This is a genomic window from Bremerella cremea, assembly GCF_003335505.1.
In the GTDB taxonomy this organism is placed as follows: domain Bacteria; phylum Planctomycetota; class Planctomycetia; order Pirellulales; family Pirellulaceae; genus Bremerella; species Bremerella cremea_A.
This window is the reverse complement of the sequence record NZ_QPEX01000010.1, coordinates 367,798-394,636: the sequence shown is the minus strand read 5'-3', so window position 1 is coordinate 394,636 and position 26,839 is coordinate 367,798. Positions and strand designations below refer to the sequence as shown.

Here is a 26,839-nt window from a genome sequence, read left to right as displayed (position 1 = left end):
CCGCTAGAAGGGATGAGAAGCGACGTGGAAGGAATGCCTGAGAAAGCCAACCTTTAAACCTTACGGTAGTTGGCCAGGGCTTTATCGAGTTCCTGCATTTCGCTGCGGAGCTTAGCCAGCTCTTTGGCGGCGTTTTGGAGGCTACCGTTCTTGCCCAGCAGCTCCAGATTGTACGAGGTGTTCACCACCCGCTGAGCTCCAAGATTTGCGGCGAGCCCTTTTAAGCTATGTGCGGCGCGGTGAAGGTCGCCGGTATGCTTCTTTTCAATCGCGTCGGCAATTTCCGCCACAAGCACTTTCGAGTCTTCGTCGTAATAGGTAATGAAGTCGGCGAAAAGTTCTTGGTCGTGCCCTAAGCGATTCATCGCCCCTGCATAGTCGACAATCGGGACCGACTTGGATTGAAAGAGTTGCTCCTCCGGCGATTTGCTGGTCGGAGCATGATCCTCGGCGACACTTTCAAGCAAGCCGAGCAGTTGCTTCACATCAAGTGGCTTGGCAACGTATGCGTCCATGCCGGCTTCCAGGCATTTCTCCCGGTCGCCACGCATGGCATGGGCTGTCATGGCGATAATGGGGGTGGTCGTGTCGGAATTGCGTTCGAGTGCCCGAATCACCGAGGTGGCTTGAAACCCGTCGAGAATCGGCATCTGCACGTCCATTAAGACAACGTCGAACTTTTGTTTCTTGAACAGCTCGACCGCTTCTCGTCCATTCTGAGCGACAGAAACGGAATGCCCCCGCTTCTTGAGCATCGTCGTAACCACTTTCTGGTTGGCGGGAGTGTCTTCCGCGACAAGCACCGACAGCGAGGCGAGTGGTTGATTCGTCGAGATCGTGTTTTCAGAGGAAGTGGAAGGGGTAGGAAGCGAGGCCAGTCTCATCGCTCGTAAGATGGCACGAATCAATTCGGTTTGTGTTACCGGTTTCTGCACGTAAGCGGCAATCGGACTGGTTTCCTCATGCTCTTCAAAATCTTTCCGGTCGGCGGACGACACCATTAGCAGCACTGGGGATTCGCTATCAGGGCACAGGCTTCTAACACGCTGCGAAAGCTCGTAGCCGTCCATGCCTGGCATCAACGCATCGACGATGACCAGAGGGAACTTCATCCCGTTGTCCAGGTTCTGCCGCAAGATCCCTAGGGCTTGCTCGGCGTCGTTGGCGGTAATCGGTTTCATGCCCCAGGTCGTAAGCGTTTCCGCGATGATCTTACGATTTGTCGCGTTATCGTCCACGATCAGCACTGGCAAATCATGAAGCTTATCGAAGGGAAGAGAATCCAGCGTATCGCGGTTCTGACGAGATGGCAGTTCAAAGGACAGGCGAAACGAGAACAAGCTTCCCTTGCCCACGGTACTTTGCAAGGACAGCCGTCCTCCCATGATCCGGAGCAACTCTGCGGTGATTGCCAGGCCGAGCCCGGTGCCGCCATGGATGCGTGTCGAAGAGGAATCGACTTGCGTAAAAGGTTCAAGAATGCGTTGCTGCTCTTCGGCTGGCACACCGATCCCCGTGTCTTTCACCGAGAATCGAAAGCGTGCCTCGTCGGGCCAGATACGAACCACTTCGACGACCACCACCACTTCGCCGGCATCGGTAAACTTAATGGCATTGCCAACCAGGTTGGTCAAAATTTGACGCAAACGAATCCCATCGCCAATTACCTCGCGGGGGAGGTCACGAGGGACATGGCAAACCAATTCTAGCCCCTTCGCGAACGCCTGGTTCGACAAGGCTTTGATCGAGTCTTCCACGACGTCGGAAAGATTAAATGGCTCTTTGACGACGGAAAACTTTCCTGATTCCAGCTTCGAGAAATCGAGAATGTCGTTCAGCAGAGTAAGCAACGACATCGCGGAATCTTTAGCGGTGGTCAGGTAATCACGCAGGGTAGGAGTAAGCTCTTCGGCCAATGCCATGGATGTCATGCCGATGATGGCATTCATCGGCGTCCGCAGTTCATGACTGACATTGGCGAGGAACTCGGCCCGGGCACGACTGGCGCGAATGGCAGAATCGCGGGCCCGTTGCAGTTCCTCGTCGGCGCGGCGACGTTCGGTGATGTCTCTTTCGATACTGGAAGATCCGACAATCTGGCCAGATGAATCGATTACCGGCGAGAGGGTCACACTCACATGGATCTTTTTGCCGTCTTTACGACAGCGAACCGTTTCAAACGCTTCCACGCGTCGACCTGCTACCCGAGCCGATAGAAGTTCGTCTTCTTCAAACTTCTGATCGTTAGGCAAGATGAATCCAATGGTCTCTCCTACGGCTTCCTCGGCAGAGAAACCGTAAACGAGTTCCGCGCCATAATTCCAGCTTGTAATGCGACCATCGAGCGACTTCCCAATAATGGCGTCGTAAGAAGAGTCGACAATGGCTGCGAGACGAGCACGTTGTTGTTCAAAACGCCGTGATTGGGCAATTTTGCCAATCTGCTCGCCTACGCGGCGAACGATATCCAATAAGGCTTGATCTTGCTGGACCTTATCAGTGTGGAAGAATTCCAGAATTGTTACCACATCGCCGTCAGCGATCACAGGAAAGCCAAACGCGGAGCGAATAGGAGAGCCTTTGTGGGAACTCATCCGAATCATTTGCTTGACTTCAGACTCGTCGAACCAAACCGGCTCACGACGTTTCCAAATCGCCCCTGGCATGCCCTCGCCAAAGCGGAAGTGGGTGAGTTGAGTTTTCTCGACAAAGTCCGCAATATCGAGCCCTGTTTTTTGATGCCAGATGTGCGACGAGGCTAACATCAAACCGCTATCGTATGGCATCCAAACATGGCCGATGGGCCAGTCAATTTGCGTACAAATGATGTCTAGCAAACGTTGTAAAGATTCAGCGAAAGTTACGGCTGTGGCTGCTTGCGACGTTGCCTGGCTTAGTAATTCTGCTTCCAGTAATTGTTTACTGTGCAGTTCTTCTTCTTGCCGCCACTCGGTAATATCACGGACGAAAGCATTGAAGTAGATCTGATTCGAGATAATCACTCGACCGATCGAAAGCTCTACCGGAATCAGGTTGCCATCGGCTCGGCGAGCAAGCAATTCAATCCGCTGGTCGCTGGCTCCCTTATCGGTCAAGCTGCGAATGCTAGAAACGATCTCTTGTAGGTCTTGTGTTTTGAATAAGTCAGAAAGTCGCAGACGAGTGACTTGCGTAGGCCAAAGAAACGTGGCGTTTGCAGCTTGGTTCCAATCAACAATCTCCCCGTAATCATTGATCGCGATGATTGCATCGGGTGAGGCGTTTAAGATAGCCCGAAGACTCTCATCCCAAAGTTTTCCTGCTGTAGGCTTTAACGACATTGAGTGAGTTGCCTGTTGTGGATCGCTTACACCGAGACAATCCCGTCTCGATCTATTTCATTATTCGTAAGGTTGTCATACTTCGCGATGCGAGACAAGAAACTTACCATCTTCATCAAGTTTGAAAACCATCGCACAAGGTCTTCTTGATTTTTCGGCTAGGTGCTTCATGTTTAGCTGAGTTGGTCACCATCTTGGGACCATCTTGGCCAAACTTAATACATAAGGTCGCAAAGTTGTTGTGGTACAAATGGTGCTTAGCCTGACTTCCGCCTGAATCAAACATCAAGGCCAGTTCTCTTAGGCAATTCGCAACAGGATAAACAAGATAGCCTAGAAGATGTATATCCCAGTGTCCGTTACCAAAGGTAATGGCTTTACTAAACGACTAGGAAAGCATTACCACTATTAGCAACTTTTATGCCATCAAACGATTTTCTTGAGATCGGTATGGCAGAACCTCGCTTCTGGTCGCTTTTCGATCAAGTTGTTGTGACAAGATCGGCTAGTTGATCGCATTCCGGCCACACTGATCGACGAACCTATACTTACCGGCTCGCAAATGTTCCCTAAGTCAATTAGAGGGAACGAATTGGCCTGTTTTAGCGATGTTGGCACATGAGCTGCATTTGGGCGTTGGTTACCCAATAAGGGGGCAAAGTGAATTGGGTGCTTTGGCAACAACACACAAAAAAAGGAACAATTCGATGAAACGTACACGAAATGGTGGGGCATTGGCAGGTCTTCTCGCTACCGTCGCTATCTTGGCGATCCTTTTCTTCGGGGTTGGCTTCGGGATGGGGTGGGTGCATTTCAGCGATAACCCAGATAAGAGCACCATTGAAATCGACAAAGTTCAGCTCAAGGAAGACACCGAAAAGGCAACCGATGCCACTAAGAAGTTCATCAACGAATCCGCAAATTCGTTAAAAGAAGGTGCGGAACAACTGGAGCATGAGTCGGACGAACATCTATCGCCAAGCGTCGACATGCAAAATCAGTAGGTTCGGCGGACGGGCTTCCCTTCAAATCGATCGCTACGATTGCAATCTCTAGTGGCGAATAACCCCTATGCTTCGGTATGGGGGTTATTCATTTCTTGTCAGAGCGTCGGCAAACAGACGCGCGAGATGATCGATGATCGGCCACGCAAAGGACCGAAAAAAAGAAATTGGAAGGTTTTAGCCAGTGTGGCATGCCGCTTGCGGTTGAGTTTCCCAGACTTGGGCCGGTGCTCAAGACACTTCGCGGGATCGCGAACTCATCATGTCTACACGGCAGGAGGGCTAGGTCATGTCACTTGAAACGAAAACTAAATTGACGCCTGAAACCATTTCAAGCGTGCAAGAACTCATTCATATCAATGTCGATAGCCGGAATACGTTCCAGGAATTAGCGGATGGTACGGCGAACTCGTCCGTTGCGATCATGTTTCGTGAACTCGCATCCGAACGAAACCGTAACGTTGCCGAGTTGGAGTCGTTGTTGAATTTCAACGATGCCACGATAGAAGAAACAGGCAGTCTCGCTGGTGCCGCACATCGCTTGCTTATCAGTCTGCGAGCCACACTGGGTGCTGGCACAACGACCATGCTCAACGAAGCGGAAGCAGCAGAAGAAAGTATTGAAAAGAAATACGAAGAGGTGCTGACACGCGACCCAGGTTCGGCAGTTAGCGACATTCTTCATCGCCAATTTGGCGGCATACGCGCTGCACATCAACGTGTTCGCGCCATACGAGATGCCCATCGTCGGGCCAACTAAGAAGTCTGAAGTTCAGGAATTCGATTCCCAGACAACCATTGAATTGTTTTTTCAAAAGGATATACGGCCATGAGTACCGTCGCAAAGAATGAAGGAACCGCTGACATTATTCGTATCCTCTTGGCGATTATTTTACCGCCACTGGGAGTCTTCTTTGAAGTCGGGTTAGGGCTGCACTTCTGGCTCAACATCCTGCTGACTATGTGTGGTTTTGTGCCAGGTATTATCCATGCCGTTTGGGTTATCTTGCGTAAGTAAGACTAGTCCGGCAAACAGACGGTAGGATAGCAATTCGCAGTTGAATTCCTACCGCACGGCATCGTCCGAGTTGCCCAGCACGCCCATATCTTCAAGCTTCGTCAGACAACTTGAAGGTGTGGGCGTGCTTTATGCGCTAGTTGGTCATCGCTGCAGATGTTGGGAGTATTGTTAAGGACGAACTAGATCTTGCTTGCTGTAGATTGGCAGGTGCCGATAGTAGACTTCCAGCATGTAGGTGCAAAGGCAAGTCATAAAGAGCCGACCTGCTTTGATGCCGTATTCGTCGTAAGCGGGGTCCCAACTGCCTTTCTCTCGTCCGGTTTGAACTTGATTCTCAGGGACGACTTGTCGTAGTTTGGCATTCCAATCACGCCAGGCGTTCCCTTCTGCGTGATGCGCGACCTGGGTGGCGTAGTACCAATAGTAGACGTTGGGTTCTTTCCACTGGATGGGGTTTTTCAAAATGTACTGCATCCCATCGAGCAAGCGAGGATCGTCCTGTTGCCAACCAAGATACTGGCGACAAAGAAGGCCCTCGGCGGTCATCGTCGGGGTGGGGCGTTCGGCCGATTGGTCTCGATATTGATAACGGCTACCTAGCAGGAACATGCCGTCTTCTTTGGGCGTCGAAGAGACACTCGCTAGAAACCTATCGACATTGGTCAGTGTTTCCTCAGGGACTTCTAAATTGGCCATGCGGGCGCTTTGTAAGGCCATTAAAAACCAACCGGTTACTGAAAGATCGGACTCTAATCCCGGTGTATACCGCCAGCCACCTTCCGGTGCTTGCCACGAAACGGCATAGTTGATGGCCGCTTGAGCTTTCGGTTTTAGCTCGGCATCCCCGGTCATCGCGTAAAGCTCGCACAAGGCGATCGTTGCTTGGGCTTGCGTGTAGGGGCGGTGTTGATTGGGCATCGTGTCGCGATCGAGGAAACTCCCATCGGAACTCAACCGACCGAACAGAAAGCTCCAACCTCGGGCAACGACCTTGGCATGATCGCCGCTTCGATCGGTATGACCGGCACCTTGGAATGCTAAGAGAGCCATGGCGGTTGCTGAGACTTTGTTTTCAATGCTGGAACCATCCGAGTAGGGCCCCGTCAGACTCCACGAGCCATCTCGACCTTGGTTGCGTTTGAGCCAGGCCAAAGCTTCCGCGACTGCTTGCTCGGTCGTCGCGCTGCCACCGTAGGCTTGGATTAAAGCGCGCTTCGTGGCTCCCTCGCCACGGGCCATCAGTTCTGTTCCCAGGATCTCTTGCTCTTCGAGCCGTACCGCTTCGGTACCAACGAGATCGACCTCGGTTAGCGACTTCGGCAAAGGAATTTCGGCGGTCTCGACAAGATTCTCTAGCGTTCCAGAATTGTTCTCAATTTCGAATTCAGCCGCATCAAGCACCAGCATGTTGTATTCAAGCTGCTCGCCAAGGTCTTCCGCGTAGGTCGCTTCGACCACTTGAGGTTCCTGGTGGTAAGTGGCAACCGTCAGTAACAGAAACAAGATGATGACGACAAAATGGACGATCAAACTAGCCAACCACGCTGGTGTGTCGTGGATGGCGGCAATCCGGATTTGCTGATACCAGGGCAGTTCTTCCCGCTCGACCTCGACCAATGGCCCGGCCGCTTCTTCCGCAGTGACCGGCGGAACTTGCCGAGCTGGGACCAAATTGGGAAGCTTGCCTTTCTTGCCAGGCGTAGGCAGAGGCTTACTGGACGTGTCAGGCTTTTCTTGGGAAGGGGAAACTGGGGGAGGTGTTGGCTTGGCGGTTGCGTCCTTACGGGCTGGTTCTTTGCCCGCGCTGGGTTCGACTGAGCGGGCTTTCGTTGCCGGTCGAACTGTTTCCGCGGATGGCTCTTCCGGTTTCGCTTGTGCCTGAGCCGATTGCTTGCTGGCAGATGATTGGGGGGCTGCTACTTGCGAAGGCTCTGTGGCCTGGGAAGGACTTTTCTGTGCGACGTCAGGCTGAGAAGGTTTGCTCTTTTTCTTCTGCGCAGGCAGAGGCTGCTGTTTCTTGTTGGGCTTGTTCGGTTTCGGCGGCAGCTTCGTTTTCTCGGCAGGCGTTTCCTGGGGAGGTTCAGAAGTAGGTGGCTTCTTGCTCTCCGGCAGCGAGCGAGGGGCTTTCAATGGTTGCGCTGGCGGAGTCGAGGAAGGGGAGGGCGTGGCAGGAACGACATTCCAAGCGTCTCCCGTCGGAGGCACCCCGCCAAAAGAAATGGGAGCCTTCTTTTTCGTGTCGTCTTTCTGCTTGTCGCTTCCACCTAGTTTCGCATCGTCTTGCGATTCGTTCGGCGAAAGTGGATCGTCGTCTGCCACGAACTAGTGAGCTCCCTGAAAAAGTCGCAATCCCTTGCAATATTAGCGCTTAGGAGAATCTACGTGCAGATTACCCATTCGCCAACGAAATGATATCCCTTTCCCAGTGGGAAGACACGTCCATCGAAGCTGGTTCTAACGATTGTGGCGGAAATCGCAGCATGCTATCGCACTAGTCGCCAACAACTTTCGCCTCACGCAGAAAAAACATCGCTGCCCCCCTTGGACAAAGAATGACCTTTACCTACAATTCATCATCTCAGGCAAACGAGTTCATCGCTTGTTTGTACTCATTGTCGCGGGGTGGAGCAGCTAGGTAGCTCGCGAGGCTCATAACCTCGAGGTCGTCGGTTCAAATCCGGCCCCCGCCACTTAAACCCTGGTTTAGCAAATAAAGCTCAACCAGGGTTTTTTCGTGCCCGGATCGAACTGCTCTTCAGATCGTGTCGTTTTATCCCATGAATACGCAACGGTTTACGAGGAAGCGTTTTCTCTACTCGGTTCTCTCAATCTAAGAGAGGCGTAACCCGGCCAACAACAAAGTGAGACGCCGACGGCCCTTTTTAGCCTTTATCTCACCCATTTGGCAGAGACGCTAGCGCCGGGTTTGTTTTTCGTCTGAACGCTGCCGTCGCGTTTGGCCAACATCTCTTCACCGATGAAACGTGCCAAGTCGCCTATGTCGGATTACAGCCAACGCGGCGCGGAAACAAGCAATCATTCCTTGATGCCTCAACGTCCAACAGTCCTGGCCTTTGGTGTACTGTGGAAATGGCACAAATGAGAGAATCAAAGGCAATAGCCACAAACGCTGGCGTTTAAGCGACAAAAAATGGGTCAGATCAGTGTGGATTAGGGAGTTTCCATTTTGTCTACGACGTACTCCAGGACCTTTCTGGCGTCTTCGTAGTTCGTAGCATGCCCACCTGACTCGCGATGAATATGAAGTAGGTCTTTTTGCAACTGGCGGAGCACACCGGCCAGACGTTGGACGCTTTGCGGCGGTACGGTTTCATCTTTTCCGCCGGTCGTCAGCCCTATTGGCATGGTGAAGCGTTCTGGCCAATACTCGGCGCTTCGTTTCTTGTATTCCACGGTCTTCTCTTGTTTCGATCCGCCGAACGATCGACGGATCGCATCCTGGAAGTTCTCGAACTCGAGATGATTCGCGGTTCCGTTCATTGCGACAACGCCGTCTACTAAATCAGGATGGAGTGCTGCGAAAGTGAGAGCAGAAGATCCTCCCATCGATCCGCCACAGAGGAGTACCCGTTGAACCGGATAGCGTTGCTTGAGCAGGGCAATCAATTGGACCATGTCCGCTTCTGCGGCTGGTCCCATCCATGACGTCGTGGCTCGATAGTCGGGGCAAGCGAGGATCATTTGATGCTGTTCCGCCACGTCGCGCACAGCGCGGGTTTCGTCCCGGTCGTGGGTCGCAAACTGCCACCGATCGCTACCGTGCCCGTGCAAGGCGATCAACAGGTCATGCGCGACCTGGAGTTCGCCGCCAGGTAAAATCAAGACGTACTTCTGCACGGTGCCGTCGCAATAGGCGACGAACTCGCGGTCGACCGGCTCTTGGAGGGCCTCCGCCAATGCAGAAGACGACAGTAGCAGAACGCAAAGCCCAGCAGAGATCAGGAAATTACACAACGCTAGGGAAATGATTGATTTCATCGGCAACGTCTCACGAGCTACCAGCCTGTGCCCCGCGTAGAGGTCTTCACGCGACCAAGGTACATATCGGCATTGATGTACAGCGAACTTCCGTCATCGCCCCAGGCACAATTGCCGGTTGCCTCGCCCGTGGCGATCGTGCCTAGATGAGTGCCGTCCGGGGCAAAGATGAAGACCCCACCGGGACCAGTCGCGAAGATATTACCACTTTGGTCGACCTTCAGACCATCGGGCAAACCTTTTTCGGTTTCCACCCATTTGGTCGCGTCAAAAAAGACTTCTCCTTCGCTCAGTGTACCGTCCTCTTTGACGTCAAAGACCATCCAGAGTGCGGCTTTGGGATCGGACTGCGCGACGTACAACTTTTTCTCATCTGGACTGAACGCGAGCCCGTTGGGGAAAGTTAGTTTGTCGTTTAATAGCGTCAACTTTCCTGCAGGGGTCAGGCGATAGATGCCGGAATACGGGAGTTCTCGCGCGGGATCTTTCTCGGCAAGCTTCAAGCCATACGGCGGGTCGGTGAAGTAGAGATCGCCGTTAGATTTAAAGGCTCCGTCGTTTGGGCTATTGAGCCGTTTTCCCTGATAGTTGTCGATCAGCACCGTTTGCTTCGATTTAGGATCGACACCTTTTAGCCTCGCAATTTGTCGATCGCCATGCTGACACATCACCAGATTGCCCGCCTTGTCGAGTAGCAAGCCATTGCTGCCAGGCTCGGTCCCGCGTCGAACGGCACCACTTTGCCCTGCTGGCTTCAGGAAGAGGGTCAACCCATCTTTCTCGGACCAGCGCATGATTGAGTCGTTTGGAATATCCGAGAAGAGCAGACAATCTTCCTGCGGAATCCAAACCGGGCCTTCGCTCCATTCAAAGCCGCTGGCTAACTTTTCCAGTTTCGCATCGGGGGGCAGAATGGCATCGATACGCGGATCAAGTCGAATGATCTTGCCAAACGACGGATATGGCTTGGTCTCTTCGGCTTGACCGATCGTGAAAAGTGCGGAAGTAAGAATCAGTCCAGCGACTAAGTGATGTCGTCTCATAGTATTCTCGTGGGGACTATTCAGGGAAGGAAGTCAATTCGTTAGCGGAAGGTTCGTCGTTGGTTTCAGGAATTCGAACGAACATCCAGCAGACTGCTGCCAACAAAAAGACGAAGATGTTAATCAAGAATAGGTTGTCGTAACCATCCAATATGGCTGATCGCCGCTGAGATGGCGACAATAATTCGACCGTTGTGTGCTGTTGGGCGGCGCTTCCAGCCAAAGAAATCTGAATCAACGTCCCTGTCAACCAACCGGCGAAAGCCGCGCCAAATGTGCCGATCATATTCATGCTGGCAGCGGCGACGGCTGCGTTTTTCTGACCAATATCCTGGCAACTCGCCCAAGCCGATCCGACCGTCAGGTCAATGCAAAAGGCGGACAATGCGACCAGCGGACAGAAGAAGTGAATGCTGACGCTCCAATAGGCGCCGATCCAAAACAAGCTGCAAAGTAGCATGGCAATGATGCCCAATCGCTGACGTGCTTGCGCTCGCGAATCGGTGCCACGTGCCAGCCGCGAGACGAGAAAACCGCCACAAAAGCAGCCTACCGCGCCGAGCCAGAGGGGAGCACCGCAATAGATGGCGCCGAGCAAATCTCCCTTGTCGATCTGAAAACGCTCTAGCAAATAAGCCGGCAAGTAGGTGATGTTGAAGATCCATACGAACGTTACCAGGGCATACATCAAGCAAAGCGCGTGAAGGCTATGATTGGTCAGCAAGAGAGACCAGACCATCTTATGCGTTGCTGACGCCCCTTTTTGCCCCTTACTTATCAACTTCAATTCGGCGGCGTTGACTTGGGGATGCTGCGCGGGGGAATTGCGAAACCAAATTGCAAAACCGATGCACCAAAGGAATCCCAGGCCACCAAACAGAAAAAAAGCCCCGCGCCAGTGGAGCGGGGCGATAGGAAAGATCGCGTTCCCAACGAGAATCGCCCAGATCAGCGGTGTCACGCCTCCCATCAACCGTCCGGTCATCCATACGGCGCCTTGGGCGAATTCCCATTCCTGTTTGGGAAACCAGTCGTGGATGGCGCGAGTAATGTTCGGGTAGGCTCCTGCTTCGCCTGCTCCAAATAGGAAACGCAGCAATACGAGCGTCCCTAGTCCGCCAAAACTGAAGAAGCCGAACGATAGGCCGATCGCACCCGTGAGTATTGTGCAGACCGACCACCAAATTACAATTCGGATGAGCAAACTGCGCGGTCCCAGTCGATCACCAAACCACCCTGAAGGAATCTCGAATAGGGCGTACGCCAGGGCGAAGGCGGTGAAAGCCCACTTCATTTGGGCGACATCGGTCAGCCCGATCGACTCGGCGATCTCCGGCGCTGCGGCGCCGAAACAAACCCGATCGAGATACGTAATCATCGACAGAATGCACAGCGATAGCAAAATCCAATAGCGGATTCGCGTCGGTGGTTCTTGTTCCTTCTCGCGAGTGGTCACTTCAGCGCGATTCGCAGACGCGGTGTGCATTGACGAAATCCTCGTTGAGCGTGATTCCCAGCCCGGGGCCATCGGGTGGACAGATCCAGCCGTCGATTGCTTGGATCTTTTCATGCGTCAGCTCGTGGCGTAGCGGAGAATCCTCGACGCAATCTTCAAACAAAAATGCGTCGCGACACGTTGTCAGCCAATGTAAACTGGCCGCTGCGGTGACAGGACTCGTGTAGCAATGGTTACAAAGTCGAGCGCCGATCTCTTCCACACGATGTCGGAGGTAGGCGGCCTCGGTGAAACCGTTGCGGGAAAGATCGACCTGATAGACGTCCAGACAGCGGCCGTCAATCAACGGCCGAAACGCTTGGCGGCCACATTCCTCTTCGCCAGCAGCGATGGGAACAGGCGAGCGATCTCGCAACCAACGATAACCTTCGTAGTCGTCTGGATGCAGTGGCTCTTCCAGCCAGCCGATTTTATAGTCCTGGAACGCTTGTGCCCGCTGCAGTGCCGTTCGGGCGTCCCAGACGCAGCCAGCATCAATCAGCAAGGTCGCATCCGAACCAAGACCTTCGCGTGCGCCTCGAACCAAATCGATGTCGACCGCTTCCGATTGCCCCATCGGTTCCCAGCCGAACTTGACAGCTCGGTACCCCGCTTCCCGCCATCGGCGGCCGATGGCGGTGGTCGCGTCTCCATCTTTTCCAAACAGGATCGAAGCATAGGCCTGAATACGATCATGCTGTTTGCCGCCCAGCAGGCGATGAATGGGTTCGCCGAAGTGCTTGCCTTTGATGTCCCACAGGGCCATGTCGATCGCTGCCATGGCGGTAATACCGACGCTACGTCGGCCACAGTACATGGTGCGGCGATACATCTTCTGCCAGAGGCGTTCGGTCTCGAGTGGGTTCTCGCCGATCAGAATCTCTCGCAAGCCGGCCGCTATGTTATGGCTGAAGGGGGCGTCGATGGCAGCTTTGACCATTTCCGGAGACGAATCGGCCTCACCGATTCCCTCCAGGTCGTTATCGGTACGAATACGCACTAGTACCGAGTCTTGACTGCTTGCCGTCTTAGCCTCGATTTGAGGAATTCGCAGAATCTGACAAATAATCTGAGTGATTTTCACAGGTTGGCTCATAACAAATGAACGAGAATGTGCGACGCTTACGATGTCACGCGTCCCACGACAACAATATGCTGGCCCCGAGGAACGGCGGCTGCCCAGGCTTGTGCCAAGACGACCCCATCGACCTGGGCGCGAACTTTATGTGGTGGCATGTCGATATGATCAAAGTCATGTAGCAGGCCGACGACGTCCCCTTCTTGGACGGCGACGCCGCAATCGATTAGGGGCTCGAAATGTCCGTCAAACGGCGCGACGCAGTAGCATGCCCGATCGACGGTTTTCAGCTTCACTTGCGTCCCGGATCGGTGATGTCCGGTTGGCTCGATCTCGCCCTGCATTTGTTCGTGATGAATCGCGGCCGCCAGCACGCCATGTCGTGCGTAGCGAACCCCTTCCAGGTTGACCGCGCGGCCCCAGCCGAGCTCGGTGCCGACGGTGATCTTGCCCAAGCGTTCCGCCTCGCTCGTCAACAGCCCAGGCGTTGCATTTTGATAGACCATCAAGCAGGGTGTACCAAACCAGCGTGCCGTTTCTTCCATTGCCTTCGATTGCACGGGGTCGTCGACGACATGAAAGCTGGCGCAAAGCGCGAATCTCGCTACGTCACCGCCGCTGTGCAAGTCGATGACAACATGCACGCGCGGCCAGATGTAATCACGCACGAATGCGGCAACACGGTGCGTTATCCCCGACAACGCAGGCGTTTTTCCTGCGCCATCGACAAACGCGCGATTCAAGTTCACCCCGTCATCCAGAAAGCTCTCGCGTGTGCCAGCTCGAAATGCTGGCGGATTTAAAACCGGGATGAAGATAATACGACCGGTAACCTTTTCCAGTTGGATCTCGCTTTGCAGGTTCTTTAACGCGACCGGTCCTTCGTATTCGTTTCCATGATTCGCACCGAAGGCGACCAGACCGCGCCCTTCCGTCGCGTTTCGCCCAACCCACACGGTCAGGGGCATTAGGTGATCTCCCCAGATGCTATCGTGCTCCAGGGCGACCCAGTAGTCGCGGCGACCAGGGGAATCCAGATCGAGTTCGGCGGGGCGAACAATCTTTCGATCGATGGTTGAATCATGCATAGTGGAAATGTCGTGAAGCTAGGCAAGAATATCGGTCAGAACATGGCCATGGACGTCGGTTAAACGAAAGTCGCGTCCGGCGTAGCGATAGGTCAAACGGGTATGGTCGAAGCCCATGAGATGCAACATCGTGGCGTGCAAGTCATGCACACTGGCGGGGCGTTCAATGGCTTTGAAGCCGAATTCGTCGGTGGCACCATAAACGGTGCCTCCTCGAACGCCGCCGCCAGCCATCCAAACGGAAAAGCCGTAGTGGTTGTGATCGCGTCCCAGGGTCGAGGTCCCGCCGCTCAGTTCGACGGTCGGCGTTCGGCCAAATTCACCTCCCCAAAGGACCAAGGTATCTTCAAACATGCCGCGGCGTTTCAGATCGGTCAGCAGTGCGGCGATTGGCTGATCGATCTGCTGTGCGAGTTTGCGATGACTCGGCTCAAGATCGGAGTGATGATCCCAAGAGTTGCCTGCATCGTGCCATAATTGGACGTAGCGAACGCCACGTTCGAGCAATCGACGCGCGATGAGCGTCTGCCGCCCATGAACGCCTTCGCCATACAACGCACGGGTTTCGTGCGTCTCTTGATTGATGTCAAACGCATCGGCTGCTTCCATCTGCATGCGAAAGGCCAGCTCAAACGATTGAATCCGTGACTCTAAACGCGGATCACGGCGTAGGTCGCGATGTTCGTCATTGAGTTCGTTCAGCAGAGCCAATTGACGCTGTTGAATTTCGGTTGTTGCATGGTGGCTACGGATGTTCTCGATCAACTTGTCGATTTGCTCGTGCTTCGTATTGATATACGTTCCTTGTAAGCTCCCCGGTAGGAAACCTGACTGCCAGTTCGCCGTTCCGCTGACCGGCAAGCCGTTCGGACACATCGCGATGAAGCCTGGTAGGTTCTGGTTTTCGGTTCCCAGACCGTACAGCGTCCAGGAGCCGACGCTCGGGCGTGGCTGAACCGAGTCGCCGCAGTTCATCAGCAGTAGCGACGGTTCGTGGTTTGGCACTTGAGCGTACATCGAGCGAATGACCGCGATGTCGTCGGCATGCTGGGCAGTCTGGGCGAACAACTCGCTGACTTCCAGACCTGACTCGCCATATTTCTGGAACTTGAACGGAGACGGCATGCAGGCCCCCGTCTTCCGTTCGGTGGCCAGTGACATCGGCGGCGCTTCACCGGCATATTTCTGAAGCATTGGTTTGGGGTCGAAGGTGTCAACATGCGAGGGACCACCGTTCAGGAAGAAGTGAACGACTCGCTTTATCTTCCCAGGAAAATGAGGTTTCTTCACCGCCAGCGGCGACTCCGCCTCTAGGCCACTGGCCAGCGCATTCCCAGGATTGCTTACCAAAGAAGATAGCCCGAGCATCCCCAACCCGATTCCAGATCGCTGCAGCATCGTGCGGCGATCGATCATTTCCGAATATTTTGGTGGCATAGCGGCTAATCCACAAACAGGAATTCGTTGGAAAGGAGAAGGACGTGGGCTAACTGTTCCCATACGTCGAGTTGATGATCTTGCTGGCCGGTGAAATCCCGCGTGGCGTCCCAATGGGGAAGCAACGCATCGTTGTGGGCGACCGAAGTTGGTGGGAGAGCTGTTATCTGCGGCGACCAGAGGTGCTCGTCGCTGTTCAGGATCTCCCGAATGTCGACTACGAAATCGATCCACTCTCCTTCAAGGAGCTGGATACTCGAAATATTGATTTCGCGGGTCGTATTGTGCACCAACTCCTGGCGAAGAACCTCGCCCCGGCTGCTGAGGACCCAGCACCGAATTCCATCGGCAACCGGCGCCGAATGGTTAACGCTTGAGTGAATCGAATAGGCCCCATCTGCTGGCGCCGTCCAGCGCCGCACGATCGCGTGACGTAGGTCGTCGCCTGGATGTCCCCCTTCAGCGTTGATCTGCGCCCAACCTATCTGAGCATCTGGCCAGGATGTACCTCCTTGCCAGGCTTCGCCGGTAAAAAACGGTAGGGGCGTGAAGTTCGAGAGGGTTCCGCTTTGCGGATCAATCTCGCCGTACCCATAGGACCAAGCAGCGGCCAACGACTGCTTCTGAGAAGCCTCCGGCGGGTCCTTCGCCGTTTGCACAAACTGTAACACCGCAGACTGCTCGTGCGAACTTGGTGCTCGCTGCAGAATCTGGCGAAAGAGAAACGCTATCGCTTCTTCGGGGGTAGATGTTTGTTCTTCCGCCTGCGAGGCTAGGGCACGGGCACGATTAGCTAAGAAGTCATGATTCAGCCCAAACAATGCTTGCTGCGGCACGGTTGTTTCCGAACGCATCGGCGTGTGCAGGTCGGGGTTGGCGAAGTCGAAGGTCTGCAGGATCGTCGGTAGTGATTCACGGTCGATCCGGCAATAGATCGTACGTCGTGCCTCTTCTTCGGTCGCTTGGAACAAAGGATCGGCTTTCCCTCCGGCGCGTCGATTCAACTGGCCGGCGACAGCGAGGCTGGCGTCCCGGAATTGTTCGAATGACAAGCGTTGCGGAGGCTTGCGCCATAGCAAGCGGTTCTCGGGATCGGTTTGGCTGGCCTGGGCATAAGCTTCTTCGTTGACCGGGCCTGTCGATGCTTGCTGATAGGTAGCCGAAAGCATAATCTGTCGATGGAGTTGCTTGGTACTCCACCCGTTATCCATCAAGGTGCGTGCCAGCCAATCGAGAAGCTCTGGGTGGGTTGGCGCGTCGGCACGTGTGCCGAAATCGCTCGGCGTAGCGACGATTCCCTGATCGAAGTGATGCATCCACACGCGATTGACCCAGACGCGGGCAGTGAGCGGATTGTCGGAAGATGCGATCGCGGTGGCCAACTCCCGGCGCCCACTGCCGCGTTCAAACGGTTGACGGTCTTCGCTGGATAGAATCTCCAAGAATCGTAAGGGAACTTCATCACCGGGATTGTTGGCATTTCCGCGGCGCAATATCCGCGGCGTCACAATCGTTGGCTTGTCGACTAGTCTGACTGCGTGTGGGATGACATCGGAGTTGGCCAGAATCCACTGATCGAATGCCGATTGCAGGCTCCACATCTGGACGCAAGTGTTGGTATCGACGTCGAATTCAATGTTAATGAAGTCGAGATCTGGGATGATGCAGGGCGAGCCAAGCCCGTACAGGATCTGACGCAACGCTTCTTCGTCACGATTCTCGAATCTCTCCGGTGCCGCACTTCCCATCTCGGCAGCTATTTTTACTTGTTCGTCCCATTTACGAGTGATTTCGCGAAACAACTCGGCGTAGCGGGCGACCAGTTCCTCACGCGAATGTGGCGGCTCCGCAAATGCTTGGTCGACAAGGGGATTGATCGGTGTTTCCGAAGCCCGCAGCTTCGCCAGCTCTTGCGCTGCTTGCGCGGCGAAGTCGTTTGTGGGAAGCGTCGCAAGTGCATGCCAGACGGTGAAAGCTGGGTTCTCCAAGCGCTGAGCGTTGTTCAGATAACGCTGCCAACGCCATACCGTCGTCGGCAATAGATCCTCCTTCGTAAGGATTTGACTGAACGCTTGCTGGGGGAACTTTTCGAGTTCGAATTGGGCTTGCAGATAGTCACCAACCCGGCTTCGAGCTAAGTCAGCAAACTCCTGGCGAGTCGCCCGCAACCCGTCGTGCAGTTTCTTCCGACGATCGATCAACTCCGACTCGACTGGCGAATCAGGGGAAGCGTCGAATATCGGAACGGTTTCTTCAGCGGAGTTCTGGAAGACGCCATAAAGCGAATAGTAATCTGCCGTCGGGATGGGATCGAACTTGTGATCGTGGCAGCGGGCGCAACCGACGGTCAGACCTAACAGGCCGCGAGTGACGACATCGATTCGATCATCGATGATGTCAGGCTCGACACCCAAAAATCGACGACCAAGCGTCAAGAAACCCATGGCTGCTGCTGCTTGCCGATCGCCCGGCGCAACTTGGTCGGCGGCAAGTTGCAGGCGCACGAATTGATCGTACGGCATGTCTTGATTGAACGCTTCGATCACCCAGTCGCGATAGTGGGTCGAGTTCACGAAGTTCTTTTCTTCGCGGCCGTATACATACCCTTTGGTGTCCGAGTATCGCGCAACGTCCAGCCAGTGCCGCGCCCAATGTTCGCCATAAGCAGGCGAGGCCAGAAGTCGGTCGATTAGCTGTTCGTACGCATTCGGATCGGACGACGCGACGAACGCGTCGACCTCTGCGGGGGTTGGCGGGAGTCCCGTAAGATCAAACGTGGCACGCCGGATAAGTGTGCGGCGATCGGCCGGGGGAGAAGGGGCTAGGCCTGCTTGCTCTAGCTTATGCAAAATGAATCGATCGATTTCATTTCGTGGCCAAGCGGTGTCTTGCACGGTTGGGGGAGGAGGAGAAGCGATTGGCTGAAATGCCCAATGATTGCGTCGGGCTTCGTCGTCCAAGTTTGGCAAATTACTTTTCGGCCAAACGGCACCGGCGTCGATCCATTGACGAAGCAGAGCGATTTCGGAAGGCGAGAGTCTCTTGCCGCTCGATTCTGGCGGCATTTGTTCGAACTCGTCGTCCGACGAGATTCTTTCGATCAGTAGGCTCTCGCCAGACTTACCCGGGACAATCGCGGCACCGCTGTCTCCCCCTTCGAATGCAAATTCACGGGCATCCATCCGCAGTCCAGCCCATTGAGTCTTAGGGCCGTGACATTCGTAACAATTGTTAGCTAACAAGGGACGAATCTTCTTTTCGAAGAATTCGATCGCCTGATCTTGCGAGTCGTTTGGCGATTCGGCGGCAAGTCGCGCGGGATATGGCCAAAACAACACCGTGGCAATCGAGGCAACAGCCAATGACTTCAAATAGCGTATTGGTAAGGAAGCGAAGTTTGTCATTAGCTTTCTCGGGCCGATTAGAACCTTGGGAAAAAGGAATCACTCACGGCGATAGCGTAACGGTGTCTGAATCTAACGGCTGAAATGATCAACGAATATGATCACTGCAAATCTAATTTGTAGTCGCGGTCGGGTTCGTTGATCTCGACAGCTTGGGGAGTCCCCTTTATTGAATACTTGCGAAGGGCCTCGGTGATCGAGGCAGACATTTTTGCATTCGCGCTGGAAAGTCCTCCGCTCGACATCGGCAGCGATAGGAAAAATTCACCAGGCCCTTTTTGAACGCCATCGACATCGTAGGTATATCGCATCACGAACTTTCCCCCTGCGGTGGACGTCGCCATGCTTTCTCGCCCGGTGGTCGGACGGAAATGAACAATGACTCCTTCAAGGGGCACTCCCTTGTAAGTAACCGTTCCCTCTAGTGCGACAACCTCGTAGGGCAATTTCTGGCTGCAGCCAACTGCCGACAGCAAGATGATGCCGGCAATCCCTGCGAAGAGAAGCTGAATATAGTTGGACATCGTATTCCCTTGAACGATCTATTTTAGGAGCCTGGCGGGACGATGCGAGGCTCTAGGAAGACTGCGGTTGATTGATAATGCGTTTCCTGTTTCTGGAAGGGGATTGTGCCCCATTTTGCTCTTCGCAAATTTATCGAGTGGTTAGCACTTCTCGCCCTCTGGGAGTGAAAGTATTGACCCAGATGGTCGTATCAACGGTTTCCGTCACATAGCTCACGCTGCCATCAGCCATGGCTGCGTTGAGCCCGCCAGGATGGAAACTACGTGCCGACCGCATTACCAGTCCCCAATCCGATCCGACCATGTTGGGCGGAAAAACGGCTGCACCTGGATAAAAACCGGTTAACGCCATGCCTTCGCAGGGATGGCTGACGAAGAAGAACGGGTTGCTGCCGCGGTCCATGAAGCCTTTACTTGAGGTACTTTGTTCCAGCAGCAGAAAGGTATTACTTGTCCCGTCAATGATGTCTGCCATCCTCGACCCGCTGTTCGTGAAAAAGATACCGTCGCCTCGTCCGTCTCTAGCCGAGATTTCGGCCATCTCGCGAGCGGCGACGGCGTAATCTTTGTGCGAACGGGTTATGTTCGAGTCCTTCACACTAGAAGGGCATTGAAACGATGTCGGCACCAACTCCGAGGCCGCCTTGTTAAACGGATCGCCACTTGCCGTCCAAGTGGGGCTATAGTACCACTGGTCCCACCAATGTTCGGCATAGGCTACGCGGTTGAAGTCAATTTGGTCTTGAAGAGCGGATTGCTCGACATAGGGTAGAACGAATGCCGGCCAGCCAATCATGCCTTCGTAGAGGACCTTGTAACCAGAGAACCACTCGTGACCCGGCGGCACCGGCGCATTGCCGGAAACAACATTGGCAGACGCCAAAGCGGCAGGTGGAAACGCCCGGAGCGTGTCATGATAGTTGTGCATGGATAATGCCAACTGCTTGAGATTGTTGGTGCATTGCATCCGTCTCGCTGCTTCACGTGCTTGCTGCACCGCTGGAAGCAATAGCGAGACCAAGACTCCAATGATGGCGATCACGACCAGCAGTTCGACCAGGGTGAAACCTCGCGGGCCGCGAGGTGCCTCAACCAAATTCGCAACTCTCATAAGAAATACTCCACGACAACATGATTAGGAATAAGGAGCTTGAGAAGGGAAGGAACCGGTGAAGTGCCGGGATTCGTCATGGCCATTTTGGCCGAGACAGGCCCCAGTCTCTTCAGGCCAATGTTCTTTTTCAGATTGTCGACAATTTAAAACTGATTGTCAACAATTTAATTTTAAGAGGTAGTAGCAAGCAACGTGCCAGGGAAGTCGAATAAGCTCAGCTTTAGGTTTAAGCCGATGTTTTATCACAAATCAGTGCGATAGCGGCGTGTTTTGCGTGGTTGCCAGATTTCCGCCAAAAGCCAGTCAGAGAAAAGTTTCGGGAATGCACAGAGATGTCGCTCAAAGTGCGTAGAAAGTAAGCGAATTCAATGTCGCGGCAAGCGCGATTACTCGATCTTCTCGTTCAGCAGCGCCAAGGCCGCTTGTAGGTCGCCCGACTTAATACAATCGAGAATTGCCCGATGTTCGTCATAGATAACCATCGGGTCTGGGCAGCGCCGCTGTGTTCGGCGGAAGTGAGAGCGAATACGATAGATCATCGCTTCCCAAATCGCTAACAAGTCAGGCTGGCCTGTTCTTTCCATCAAGGAACGATGAAACGCAATGTCGGTCTCGGCGATTGCAGCATAATCCCTCGCGGCGCAGGCCGCTTTCATGCGAGTGAGGATCGCTTCCCAGCCAACAAAATCACTTTCCTGCAGGTCGTCGAAGACGAGTTCGAGGGCATAACCCTCCAACATTTGCCGAATCGGCACGATTAGATCGCGAATTGGCTTAGGAGGCTCCGATGCCACAACGACGCCACGGTTAGGGCGAGTGACGAGCAGGCCTTGGTGGGTTAGCTTCTGAAACGCTTCACGGATCGCATTGCGACCCTTCTTAAACCGTTTCGAGACGTCCATCTCGGTCAACCGGGAACCTTCCGGTAGTTGACCAGAGAGAATTTCCTCGCGCAGTTGCTCGACGATCTCAACGGATCGCTGCAATTTTTTACTGTCCACCATGCAAGGAATAGCCGGCTGTCGAGTCGAATTTGGGGCGGCATAGATTGTCGATAACCCCCGTAACTCCTTCCAAATGTGAACTCTGAGCGTCGGGATGTCAATCGTGGATGCGTCAGCCCGTCTCGCTTCGTGCGAAGAATACTGGTCTGTTTCCCACCCCAATAGAGTGTCGTTATTAGCCCAATTGTTAATTTAGGCAAATCGTCCCCGAAGACGGAGGTCGGTCCCCGAAGTGGAAACGGGCTGGTGGCTTACTTCGGGCACTACTTCAGTCGATCCAATCGTGCCTACAACGCCGGAAAGCTGTGCGAAGGGATGCCATTGTTTAGCCGCAGCAGCGTGCGAAACGCGTTGTGTCGTTCACCGGCAAAACTACTCGACACGGTACAGGTCTCGCACCCAGCCACCGTTGCGCCAAGCGTGATGAAGTAAATGTCAAAAGAGAGAGTTGCTTATTGCCGCCGTTAGTAAGCAGATCTTTAAGGTCTTGAAAAATGGTATAGCCTTCCGGCAACTTCAGGATCCGTGGAAAAATCGTCCGCTTAGTATTCAATTGCGCCGCAGACATCCATGAATCTCATGTTCCGTATGAGATGGCAGAATATGGAGGGAGGAGGAGAGGCCCCTTCTTCCTTACTGCTGTGCCTGGTAGATCGGGAAACGCTATCCTGGAACGACTATGGAAGCTCGTGCCAGGTCTTAGGCGATGCTTCTACCGAATGCCGCGTCAATAAGCCTTTCCGCAATTGGCAAAAAGGACCGAGATGGCACCGATACTTGCCTGGTCTTTCTAGACGCTTCAAATTCTCGTCAATGCCCTGGTAGACCAGGCTTGATGTCAGAGCGGCATTTCTAGCGGGGATTGTCGTTCCTAGAAAGCCGATCGCATTCTCGTATCTGGATTCTTCCAGAGGTGCCGCCTCCGCCCAAATATCAACAGGGAAAATTGTTGTCAGGGGGCAATACAAAGCAACAATCAATGGACTTGCTAAGTCTCTTTGCTCCAGAACTCACTGCATTGGCAAAAAAACACAAAACCCCCCTGTTGTGCTTTCGTAATACACCAGAAGTGTATGCCGCGTTTTCGAGCTGAAAATGAATTTTATTTTACACACTTGGCAGGAAATGGTCGCAAAACTCAATCGCATTGATTTTTATGTTAAAAATAGTCAAGTTGTCTATTGTTTTTTTGTAGGAAAGTTCCGGATTGTTGTATTTGATACCCGTTGTGTGAAATGGCTACGTTGCTCGAAGTCAGCACTTTCCATATGCACAGCAGGAAATTGAGTAAATGACTTCCCCAATATAATGGGTAATACAATAGTTCTTGAGATCTGTATCGCACCTTTGATTCATAAAATCACCTTTAAGGGAGTGTAATCCGCTATAGATGGCGATTGCGCGGGTTATTGTTGATTGACGGCAAGTGATATTGTCTATAAATTGAAAAAACAAGAAAAATATCTATTCGTCTTCTCTTTTGTCGTGGGATTCCCCAATGGTCGTAAGAAAAATCAATAAAGGTTTCACTCTTGTCGAATTACTGGTGGTTATCGCAATCATCGGTGTTCTCATTGCTTTGTTGTTGCCGGCTGTTCAACAGGCCCGAGAAGCTGCTCGGCGTATGAGCTGTAGTAACAACATGAAGCAGATCGGTATCGCATTGCACAACTACCACGATACCTATCTCGCGCTGCCGGCTGGCTACCTTTACCGTGGTGGCAATGGTAAATGCAATTACGGTTGGGCCGTCTCGATTCTGCCTTTTGTTGAGCAGCAGAACTTTTACGAAAATCTTAATCCCGGCAAGATTCCGCTATACACCCGCTACACAAGTGGAGCCACCGCAGCCGATAAGGCTTTGCTTCAACATCGGCTAGAAGCGTATATCTGCCCTTCGGACGCGGCGCCGGACCTGGCGAAAAGTATGAAGTTCAGCAGCACCGATCAATTTGACGTGGCTGTATCGAACTACATTGGTTGCGCTGGCTGGAGCAACACGCCGGATTACCCTATCAAAGATAAAGATGCTGGTGGTTTGCTGTGGGGTAACAGCTTCCTTAATTTCTCCGACATTACCGATGGGACCAGCAATACGTTGCTCGTTTCTGAACGGGAATATCCCAAGGGGCACGCGGCTACTTGGCTCGGGGCAGGAAAAAACGATAGCTTTGGAAATAATGCAACGCTTCGCACGCTCTTTCGTGCTGCCTTTACCATCAACTTCGACTATGCAGCCGCTGGTTCGGCTGTGAATGCCGGAAAGGGGTGGTCGAGTTTGCATCCAGGCGGTGTGATGACACTTACTGCCGATGCCTCGGTCCATTTCATTCCTGAGACCACGGACAAGAATAATGTCTTGAAGCCGCTAAGCCTTCGTAACGATGGTAATGTCTTTAAGTCTCCGTTCTAACAGCTTCGTGCAACACCGTTTCCAATCCCTTGCTTCTTGCAAGCCAAGCGACAACGGAAAATACAGTGTTGTCGCTCTGGCAAAGATATTACTAATCAAGGATTAGATCATGCGTCTGCCGGTACAGACCGCTTTAAGCTTAGCGTTTGCTACTGTTTTCATTTGCCTTACTGGTTGTTCTGGTGAAACGATGGTGCCTGTCACTGGGGTTGTCACTTTGGATGGCAAGCCCGTTTCGGGGCTTGAAGTCAACTTCGAGCCTACCGGAGATGTCGCGGATCGAGCCACCGCTACCGGCTACACTCAGGAAGACGGGAGCTTCTCCCTTGTTTACCCAGGATATAAACAAGGCGCTCCTGTGGGCGAGTATATTGTTCGCATCGCCGGAGCGGAGTCGCTCGACGACGGAACCAAAGTGCGAGTTCCTGCAAAGTACAATACCGAGTCCGAGTTGAAAGAAACCGTCACCTCCAGTGACAAGGAATTTACCTTCGATCTAGAAAGCAAATAGCTAATATTAGCTTTTCCTGTGTCTAAGCTCGGGGCATAGCCTTCCTTTTGTAAGCGAGAGAATTTAGGCCGATGCAGAATAGTTAAGTGGATCTTCCGCCGTATTCAACACTCATGCCGCTGGTTTGCGTAAAGCAGATCAGCGGCTTTTTTGTTTCCAATGTGACGATTTTGTCAGCCAGTTCGGGCAGGGATTGGGGGCTTATAACGCTAATCGCTCAACCAAAAAAACGAGCTTTGGCCGTCTTTTAGGTAACACGACAGAACCACGGCATATCCTACAAATTTCATGGACGAAAGTTTGCTCCGGTTGATCTCGCGTGATACGATTCAATTTAACGCCTGCCGCTTGGGGGATAGGCACCACCGCTGTGGTTGTTTGGGGTGGTGTGCTAAATCACCGTAGTTTGCATCATGTCTGAGCGAAGGGCTTTCTACTTATATCTTTCTGCGGAACAAGACGGAGCCACCATGAGTGACGGTACGGCGGTAGCCAATGCCCAGGACAAGCTCGACCAGTTTGCGGGACGTGTTCAGGCGATTCGCGAGAGTTTGCATCAAGTGGTTGTTGGCCAAGACGAGACAATCGACCAACTGCTCGTCTGTGCCTTGACCGGTTCGCACGCGTTGCTGGTTGGGGTACCTGGCCTAGCGAAAACGTTGCTGGTCAAGGCGCTTGCGTCAGCGTTCGATTGGAAATTCAATCGTATCCAGTTCACGCCTGACTTGATGCCTTCTGACGTTACGGGGTACGAACTTCTGGGCCGCGATGAAAATCATAGTGGCACCACCATGGTGTTCCGCCCTGGGCCCGTGTTTGCCAACTTGGTTCTGGCAGACGAAATCAACCGTGCTGCTCCCAAAACGCAATCGGCCCTGCTCGAAGCGATGGCCGAACAGCATGTGACTGTGGGTGGGCAGACCTATCCGCTGGAACATCCTTTTCTAGTGGTCGCCACACAAAACCCGATCGAGCAAGAAGGAACCTATCCGCTTCCTGAGGCACAGCTTGACCGGTTCATGATGGAGATCCGGTTCGGCTATCCTACGCCAGAGCAGGAAGAAGAGATCGTCATGAAGACGACCTCCGGACGCAAACCGTTGCCGCAAGCTGCGCTCTCGCGCGAGGAATTTATTGAACTGTGCGAACTGGTGCTGGCCGTTCCGTTGCCGCAAACCGTCGCTTCCTACGCAGTACGCTTGTGCGGTGGAAGTCGCCCAGATCAATCGCCTGGTTCCAGCTTGGTGCGAGATTACGTTGCCTGGGGGGCAGGGCCACGTGGTTCGCAAAACCTGGTTCTTGCCGCGAAGGCTAAAGCCTTGTTAGAAGGCCGCTCTGCGCCGACGGAAGAAGATATTCAAAGCGTCGCCGTTCCAATCTTACGCCATCGAATTATCCTCAATCATCGGGCGATTGGCGACTCGATCACGCCAGAACAAGTGATCAATAGCTTACTGAAGGACAAGGCCTGATGTCGGTCGCGCATGCGTCCCGTTTTCTTGACCGGCGAGCATTAGCCGGGTTGGCTCACATGCGATTCACCACGCACCATCGCGTGGAAGGATCGTATAGTGGTCGGCATCAATCGCGCCAACAAGGTGGTGCCGGTGAGTTCGTTGACTTTCGCGAGTACTCTGGTGGAGAAGACCTGAGGCGACTCGATTGGAAGGTCATGGCCCGAACCGGCAAAGCGTTTGTGCGGTTACACCAGGAAGAAACGAATCTGGTATGTACGCTGGCAATCGATGGCAGTGGCAGCATGGACTTTGCCGGAAACGACAAGTCTGGGCAAGGTTCGAAACTGGAATATGCGCAGTACCTAGCCACGGCTTTGTCATACGTTATCGGTTTGGGGCAAGATCAAGTTGGGCTGGCTGTTCTGGGAGAGAAGTTGACAGAGCATCTTCCCCCTGGCGGAGCGCCGCAGCATTTGTCTCTCGTGATGGAGCAGATCGAAAAGATTCAAACCAAACCGATAATGCAATCTGCAGGGGCTTTACGCGAATTGTTTGAGCGTACGAACCGGCGTGGCGTTTTGGTATTGCTATCAGACTTCCTGATGGAGGATCTCGAAGAAACCTTTGCGGCGCTGCGATTGTTTCGGCATCGCGGGCTAGAAGTCATTGCGTTGCACTTGGTTCATCCCGACGAAGAAACGTTGCCAGAAGGTGGCAGCTTCCGCTTTGTTGGCCTAGAAAACGAAGGGACGCTCAATTGTTCTCCTGCCGAGATTCGGTCGGTTTATCAAGAGCGTTTTTCTGCTTACCTGACAATGGTACGTCAAATGGCACTGGCGGCAGGCTGTGACTATCGCCGCGTCTCGACCGCTCGTCCTTATTTGGAATCGCTGGAAGGATTCCTCGTTGAACGGTCGGGTTAGCGAC

General features: G+C 53.5%; 20 protein-coding genes and 1 tRNA gene. 9 read left to right on the top strand and 12 right to left on the bottom strand.

Translation table 11 applies throughout. The features are described from left to right. Positions 1-53: 53 nt before the first annotated feature. Positions 54-3,320 carry a response regulator gene (locus tag DTL42_RS02860; RefSeq protein ID WP_114367175.1) on the bottom strand — a complete coding sequence of 1,089 codons (3,267 nt, stop codon included), beginning with the start codon at positions 3,318-3,320 and terminating at the stop codon, positions 54-56. Between the two features lie 707 nt (positions 3,321-4,027). Between DTL42_RS02860 and DTL42_RS02855 the strand changes: the two genes are divergently transcribed. The 3 genes from DTL42_RS02855 to DTL42_RS02845 all read left to right on the top strand — a co-directional run bounded on the left by DTL42_RS02855 (position 4,028) and on the right by DTL42_RS02845 (position 5,342). After that, positions 4,028-4,324, top strand: coding sequence for a hypothetical protein (locus DTL42_RS02855; protein WP_114367174.1), 297 nt, complete (start codon positions 4,028-4,030; stop codon positions 4,322-4,324). Positions 4,325-4,613: 289 nt separating this feature from the next. After that, the gene (locus DTL42_RS02850; protein ID WP_114367173.1) at positions 4,614-5,084 is read left to right on the top strand and encodes a PA2169 family four-helix-bundle protein; all 471 of its coding nucleotides are present in this window, start codon (positions 4,614-4,616) and stop codon (positions 5,082-5,084) included. A 69-nt stretch (positions 5,085-5,153) separates the two neighbouring features. Further along, positions 5,154-5,342, top strand: a complete 189-nt coding sequence (locus DTL42_RS02845; RefSeq protein WP_114367172.1) for a YqaE/Pmp3 family membrane protein — start codon at positions 5,154-5,156, stop codon at positions 5,340-5,342. A gap of 171 nt (positions 5,343-5,513) precedes the next feature. Here the strand turns inward: DTL42_RS02845 and DTL42_RS02840 are convergent, their stop codons facing one another. Then, positions 5,514-7,664: a prenyltransferase/squalene oxidase repeat-containing protein gene (locus tag DTL42_RS02840; protein ID WP_114367171.1), complete on the bottom strand. Its 2,151-nt coding sequence runs from the start codon at positions 7,662-7,664 to the stop codon at positions 5,514-5,516. Positions 7,665-7,961: 297 nt separating this feature from the next. Between DTL42_RS02840 and DTL42_RS02835 the strand changes: the two genes are divergently transcribed. Further along, positions 7,962-8,035 (top strand) — tRNA-Met (locus DTL42_RS02835). A 481-nt stretch (positions 8,036-8,516) separates the two neighbouring features. Here DTL42_RS02835 and DTL42_RS02830 read toward each other — a convergent pair. From DTL42_RS02830 to DTL42_RS02785, 10 genes are all read right to left on the bottom strand, one after another. After that, positions 8,517-9,344, bottom strand: a complete 828-nt coding sequence (locus DTL42_RS02830) for an alpha/beta hydrolase family protein (RefSeq protein WP_114367170.1) — start codon at positions 9,342-9,344, stop codon at positions 8,517-8,519. Between the two features lie 17 nt (positions 9,345-9,361). Continuing rightward, on the bottom strand, positions 9,362-10,387 hold the full coding sequence (locus tag DTL42_RS02825; RefSeq protein WP_114367169.1) for an SMP-30/gluconolactonase/LRE family protein: 1,026 nt from the start codon (positions 10,385-10,387) through the stop codon (positions 9,362-9,364). A 16-nt stretch (positions 10,388-10,403) separates the two neighbouring features. Beyond that, positions 10,404-11,873: an MFS transporter gene (locus DTL42_RS02820; protein WP_114367168.1), complete on the bottom strand. Its 1,470-nt coding sequence runs from the start codon at positions 11,871-11,873 to the stop codon at positions 10,404-10,406. Beyond that, positions 11,845-12,966: a mandelate racemase/muconate lactonizing enzyme family protein gene (locus DTL42_RS02815; protein WP_114367167.1), complete on the bottom strand. Its 1,122-nt coding sequence runs from the start codon at positions 12,964-12,966 to the stop codon at positions 11,845-11,847. Before DTL42_RS02815 ends, DTL42_RS02820 begins: the two co-directional genes overlap by 29 nt. Before the next feature lie 38 nt (positions 12,967-13,004). Next, positions 13,005-14,048, bottom strand: coding sequence for a succinylglutamate desuccinylase/aspartoacylase domain-containing protein (locus DTL42_RS02810; RefSeq protein ID WP_199590017.1), 1,044 nt, complete (start codon positions 14,046-14,048; stop codon positions 13,005-13,007). A gap of 18 nt (positions 14,049-14,066) precedes the next feature. Then, positions 14,067-15,485 carry a DUF1501 domain-containing protein gene (locus DTL42_RS02805; RefSeq protein WP_114367166.1) on the bottom strand — a complete coding sequence of 473 codons (1,419 nt, stop codon included), beginning with the start codon at positions 15,483-15,485 and terminating at the stop codon, positions 14,067-14,069. Between the two features lie 5 nt (positions 15,486-15,490). Beyond that, positions 15,491-18,889 carry a PSD1 and planctomycete cytochrome C domain-containing protein gene (locus tag DTL42_RS02800; protein WP_114367165.1) on the bottom strand — a complete coding sequence of 1,133 codons (3,399 nt, stop codon included), beginning with the start codon at positions 18,887-18,889 and terminating at the stop codon, positions 15,491-15,493. A gap of 101 nt (positions 18,890-18,990) precedes the next feature. Further along, positions 18,991-19,413 (bottom strand): hypothetical protein, encoded by a 423-nt coding sequence (locus DTL42_RS02795; protein WP_114367164.1) that lies wholly within the window; start codon positions 19,411-19,413, stop codon positions 18,991-18,993. A gap of 130 nt (positions 19,414-19,543) precedes the next feature. Further along, positions 19,544-20,524, bottom strand: coding sequence for a DUF1559 domain-containing protein (locus tag DTL42_RS02790; protein WP_114367976.1), 981 nt, complete (start codon positions 20,522-20,524; stop codon positions 19,544-19,546). Positions 20,525-20,913: 389 nt separating this feature from the next. After that, on the bottom strand, positions 20,914-21,531 hold the full coding sequence (locus DTL42_RS02785) for a GntR family transcriptional regulator (RefSeq protein ID WP_114367163.1): 618 nt from the start codon (positions 21,529-21,531) through the stop codon (positions 20,914-20,916). Positions 21,532-21,777: 246 nt separating this feature from the next. Between DTL42_RS02785 and DTL42_RS02780 the strand changes: the two genes are divergently transcribed. From DTL42_RS02780 to DTL42_RS02760, 5 genes are all read left to right on the top strand, one after another. Further along, complete coding sequence (locus tag DTL42_RS02780) at positions 21,778-21,963, top strand: hypothetical protein (protein ID WP_114367162.1); 186 nt, start codon at positions 21,778-21,780, stop codon at positions 21,961-21,963. Positions 21,964-23,029: 1,066 nt separating this feature from the next. Continuing rightward, a complete protein-coding gene (locus DTL42_RS02775) occupies positions 23,030-23,944 on the top strand; it encodes a DUF1559 domain-containing protein (protein WP_114367161.1) in 915 nt (304 codons plus the stop codon). 109 nt (positions 23,945-24,053) lie between these two features. Continuing rightward, positions 24,054-24,455: a hypothetical protein gene (locus tag DTL42_RS02770; RefSeq protein ID WP_114367160.1), complete on the top strand. Its 402-nt coding sequence runs from the start codon at positions 24,054-24,056 to the stop codon at positions 24,453-24,455. Positions 24,456-24,925: 470 nt separating this feature from the next. Beyond that, on the top strand, positions 24,926-25,927 hold the full coding sequence (locus DTL42_RS02765; RefSeq protein ID WP_114367159.1) for an AAA family ATPase: 1,002 nt from the start codon (positions 24,926-24,928) through the stop codon (positions 25,925-25,927). Then, positions 25,927-26,835, top strand: coding sequence for a DUF58 domain-containing protein (locus DTL42_RS02760; RefSeq protein ID WP_114367158.1), 909 nt, complete (start codon positions 25,927-25,929; stop codon positions 26,833-26,835). The genes DTL42_RS02765 and DTL42_RS02760 overlap by 1 nt, the downstream gene beginning before the upstream one ends. Positions 26,836-26,839: the final 4 nt, after the last annotated feature.